General features: G+C 58.9%; 4 protein-coding genes and 1 pseudogene. 1 reads left to right on the top strand and 4 read right to left on the bottom strand.

What is annotated here, in order from left to right:
- Nucleotides 1-148 (bottom strand): annotated as a pseudogene (locus ACIP8I_RS26930) (metal-binding protein); the annotation flags it as partial.
- 105 nt (nt 149-253) lie between these two features.
- On the opposite strand from ACIP8I_RS26930, the gene ACIP8I_RS26935 reads away from it, so the two are divergent.
- On the top strand, nt 254-832 hold the full coding sequence (locus ACIP8I_RS26935; RefSeq protein WP_400764897.1) for a Maf family protein: 579 nt from the start codon (nt 254-256) through the stop codon (nt 830-832).
- Nucleotides 833-949: 117 nt separating this feature from the next.
- Here ACIP8I_RS26935 and sppA read toward each other — a convergent pair whose 3' ends face one another.
- Genes sppA through rluC form a run of 3 tightly spaced genes read right to left on the bottom strand, consistent with a single transcriptional unit; the run spans nt 950 to nt 3,575 of the window.
- Complete coding sequence (sppA, locus tag ACIP8I_RS26940) at nt 950-1,939, bottom strand: signal peptide peptidase SppA (protein ID WP_400764898.1); 990 nt, start codon at nt 1,937-1,939, stop codon at nt 950-952.
- 21 nt (nt 1,940-1,960) lie between these two features.
- On the bottom strand, nt 1,961-2,626 hold the full coding sequence (locus tag ACIP8I_RS26945; RefSeq protein WP_400764900.1) for an HAD-IA family hydrolase: 666 nt from the start codon (nt 2,624-2,626) through the stop codon (nt 1,961-1,963).
- A complete protein-coding gene (rluC, locus tag ACIP8I_RS26950) occupies nt 2,613-3,575 on the bottom strand; it encodes a 23S rRNA pseudouridine(955/2504/2580) synthase RluC (RefSeq protein WP_007950779.1) in 963 nt (320 codons plus the stop codon). The genes ACIP8I_RS26945 and rluC overlap by 14 nt, the downstream gene beginning before the upstream one ends.
- Between the last annotated feature and the right edge of the window lie 600 nt (nt 3,576-4,175).

The raw sequence follows: 4,175 nt of genomic DNA on the forward strand, positions 1-4,175 counted from the left end.
CGAATTTGGCATGCACCCTAACGACATAGACGGAAAGCGGTTCGCATAGTCTCTTAAAATCGGACAGCAGCAGTTCACATTGAAGAGAGTTGCCACGGTCAGCCAATTTGCGCGGGTCAACGTGAGGTGGAATCGGGTCATTCAACATAGGCGCAGCATTATAGGGATGCCCCCACCCATGTCAAAGGAAATTGTGCCCTGTCCGTCACTTGCGTGCCTCCGCTAGAATTCGCGCCTGCCTCAGGAGACGCCAATGCTGCCTTTATTACTTGCTTCCAGCTCGACTTATCGCCGGGAATTGCTCGCCCGCCTGCGCCTGCCGTTCGTCTGCAGCTCGCCGGATATCGACGAAAGCCACCAATCTGGCGAATCGGCCATCGAACTGGTCAAGCGCCTCGCCGAACAGAAAGCCCGGGCACTGGCTGCCAGCCACCCCGCTCACCTGATCATCGGCTCGGACCAGGTGGCCGTGCTTGGCGAACGGATCATCGGCAAGCCACACACCTTCGACAAGGCCCGCGAGCAGTTGCTGGCCGCCAGCGGCGCCAGCGTGACCTTCCTCACCGGCCTGGCCCTGCTCAACAGCCAGACCGGCCACTGCCAGGTCGACTGCGTGCCATTTACCGTACACATGCGCCAGCTCGACGAAGCGCGTATCGAACGCTACCTGCACCTGGAGCAACCCTACGACTGCGCCGGCAGCTTCAAGGCCGAAGGTTTGGGTGTGAGCCTGTTTCAGTCCACTGAAGGGCCTGACGCCACCAGCCTGATCGGTTTGCCGCTGATTCGCCTGATCGACATGTTGCTGGCCGAGGGCGTGCAAGTCCCTTAAAGCAAAAGATCGCAGCCTGCGGCAGCTCCTACAGGTTTCATGTCACCGCAAAAAATGCGATCGGACATGAAACCTGTAGGAGCTGCCGCAGGCTGCGATCTTTTGATCTTCAGCGAATCAGCGCAACGATGGCCCGTGGAACCCCATCCACATCGCCAACTGCTCAGCCACACTGGCTCCGAGCTTCTTCGAGAAGCGATCGAACGGCGATTCCTGCACAGTGAAATCCACCAGCTCTTTCTCGCCAATCACGTCGCGCGCCACCGAACTGGCATTGCCCAGACCATCGATCAAGCCCAACGGCAGCGCCTGCTCGCCAGACCAGACCAGCCCGGAAAACAACTCCGGATGTTCCTTGTCCTTCAGGCGATCGCCACGACCCTGTTTGACACTGTTGATGAACTGCTTGTGCGTTGTATCCAGCACGGTCTGCCAGAACGCGGTTTCGTCAGGCTTCTGCGGCTGGAACGGATCCAGAAACGACTTGTGCTCGCCCGAGGTGTAAGTGCGACGCTCGACGCCCAGCTTGTCCATGGTGCCGACAAACCCGTAACCCGCCGCCGTCACACCGATGGAGCCGACCAGACTGGCCTTGTCGGCATAGATCTGATCCGCCGCGCTGGCGATGTAATAGGCACCGGACGCACCGAGATCGGAAATTACCGCATACACCTTGGTATCCGGGTGCAGACCGCGCAGACGCTTGATCTCGTCATACACATAACCCGACTGCACCGGACTGCCGCCAGGACTGTTGATCCGCAGGATCACGCCCTTGACCTTCTTGTCCTCGAAGGCCGCACGCAGGCTGCCAACGATGTTGTCAGCGCTCGCAGGCTCTTTGTCGGCAATCATGCCGGTGACATCGATCAGCGCGGTGTAGTTCGGGCCACGAGTTGCGCTTTTTTCCATATCCATCAACGGCGTGAACAGGATCAGCGCAACGAACAGATAAACAAACGTCAGCAGCTTGAAGAAAATCCCCCAACGCCGTGAGCGACGCTGCTCCTGCACGCTGGCCAGCAGGGTTTTCTCCAACAGCTTCCAGCTCTTTGCGTCACCGTCGTCGGCACTTGCCTTGGCCGGTGCTTTCCATTCGTCGGTCATCCAGTCCACCCCAGAAAAAACTTATTTGGCCTGCTGCCCCAGCCAGGCATGCAACTCACTAAAATGGTCGATCGACAGGCACGGCTCGAACTGCTGCAGCGACTCGATCGACTGCGCACCATAACTGACCGCCACCGACGCCATGCCCGCATTGCGTGCCATCAGCAGATCGAAGGACGAATCCCCGACCATCAGCGCCTGCTCAGGACGTACGCCGCAATGCGCGAGAATCTGCTCGAGCATCAACGGGTGCGGCTTGCTTGCGGTTTCGTCCGCAGCGCGGGTGATATCGAAATAATCTTCCCAGCCATTGGCTTTGAGCACCCGATCCAGTCCGCGACGATTCTTGCCGGTCGCGACCGCCAGGTGATAGCCCTGCTCGCGAAACGACGCCATCGACTCGACTACACCCTCGAACAGTGGCGAAGGCACGGCTTCTGCCGCGATGTAGTGATCAGCGTAATACTCGCGAAACGAGGTCATCTCGGCATCACTGATGTCCGGGTACAAGGTGCGGATCGCCTCGGGCAAGCCCAAGCCGATGATGCCCTTGACGGCAAAATCATCGCGCAACTCGAAACCGGAACGCGCGGACGCAGAATGCATCGCCTCGACAATCCGATGAATGGAATCGGCCAGCGTGCCGTCCCAATCGAAAATCAGCAGTTTGTAATCAGATGGGCGCACTCAATCGCTCCACGGTCTTGGCCCACATTTCATCGACCGGCGCCTGCAACTTGAGTTCACCGCCATCGGGCAGCGGCACGGTCAGCATGTAGGCGTGCAGAAACAGGCGCTTGCCGCCCAGATCACGGATTTCCTTGCTGAAACCGTCATCGCCGTACTTGGTGTCGCCGGCAATGCAGTGCCCGGCGTGCAACGTGTGGACGCGGATCTGGTGAGTGCGGCCGGTGATCGGCTTGGCTTCGATCAGGGTGGCAAAGTCGCCGAAGCGACGCAGGACCTTGAACACGGTCACCGACTCCTTGCCCTCCTCCTCGTCAACCTCGACCATGCGCTCGCCGGAGCGCAGGTTGCTCTTGCCGAGCGCCGCGCGGACTTGCTTGATCGAGGTCGCCCAGTTGCCGCGAACCAGCGCCATATAGCGCTTGTCGACACCGTCACCGCGCAAAGCGGCGTGCAAGTGCCGCAACATGCTGCGCTTCTTGGCGATCATCAGCAGGCCAGAGGTGTCACGGTCGAGACGGTGAACCAGCTCCAGCTCCTTGGCATCGGGGCGCAACTGACGAAAGGCTTCGATGACGCCGTAATTCAAGCCGCTGCCGCCGTGAACCGCAATGCCGGCGGGCTTGTTGATCACGATCAAGGCTTTGTCTTCGTAGACAATCGAGGCTTCCAGACGCTGCAACAGGCCTTGAGCCAGTGGCACCGGTTCGTCGCGCTCAGGCACACGAACCGGCGGCACGCGCACGATATCGCCGGCCTGCAGCTTGTATTCGGGCTTGATCCGCCCCTTGTTCACGCGCACTTCGCCTTTACGCAAAATGCGGTAAATCAAGGTCTTGGGCACGCCTTTGAGCCGGGCAAGGAGGAAATTGTCGATTCGTTGGCCGGCATACTCCGGCGAGACTTCAAGCAGTTGAACGCCTGGAGTCGAAGGGGCAGTAGTTGTCATGCCGCGGATGATAACAATTTTTATGGAATTGAAGCACTTAATCATTGCTGCTATAGTCGCGAACGCCGCCAAAAGCGGCCTGGACAGCGGAACCACGGTCAAAAACCGGCCCTGACCAACGCAATTCACCAGGACGCGAGGCCGTCCTACGGGGCTTTCGCTACGTAACGGTGGAGTTTGCAGTTGTAACAAGCGCAGGTGACATGAGGCCTGAATTACACCGTCGAGCAGAGTTTTCACTCGCCTGACAGGCACATATTCGAGGCCAGTTCACAAAGTGCAGTCAGCTGCAGATGACCCCGAGCGAAGGCTTCGGAAACATCGCCTGAATTAGCCATGATGCGTGACCTCCCCTTTCGGAGCTCACGGTAAATGCCAACCCGCTGCGGATTCTGCGCGCGGCAGCACCCGAATTATCAGGGATACGTGTAGGGTGGAGATGCACAACCGCCGGACTGTGTAGCAATAGGCTTTATCAAGACGCTTCATCTCGTCCACAGCCGCTGGTTGATTCCTCCTCCTGTATGAGTGCTTAAGTAGCCACAGCAAGCAGGACGCGTACGTCGCGATATCGGCCCAATTGGCCTGACATCGCTGGAC

It is taken from the genome of Pseudomonas sp. NPDC088414, assembly GCF_044753325.1.
In the GTDB taxonomy this organism is placed as follows: domain Bacteria; phylum Pseudomonadota; class Gammaproteobacteria; order Pseudomonadales; family Pseudomonadaceae; genus Aquipseudomonas.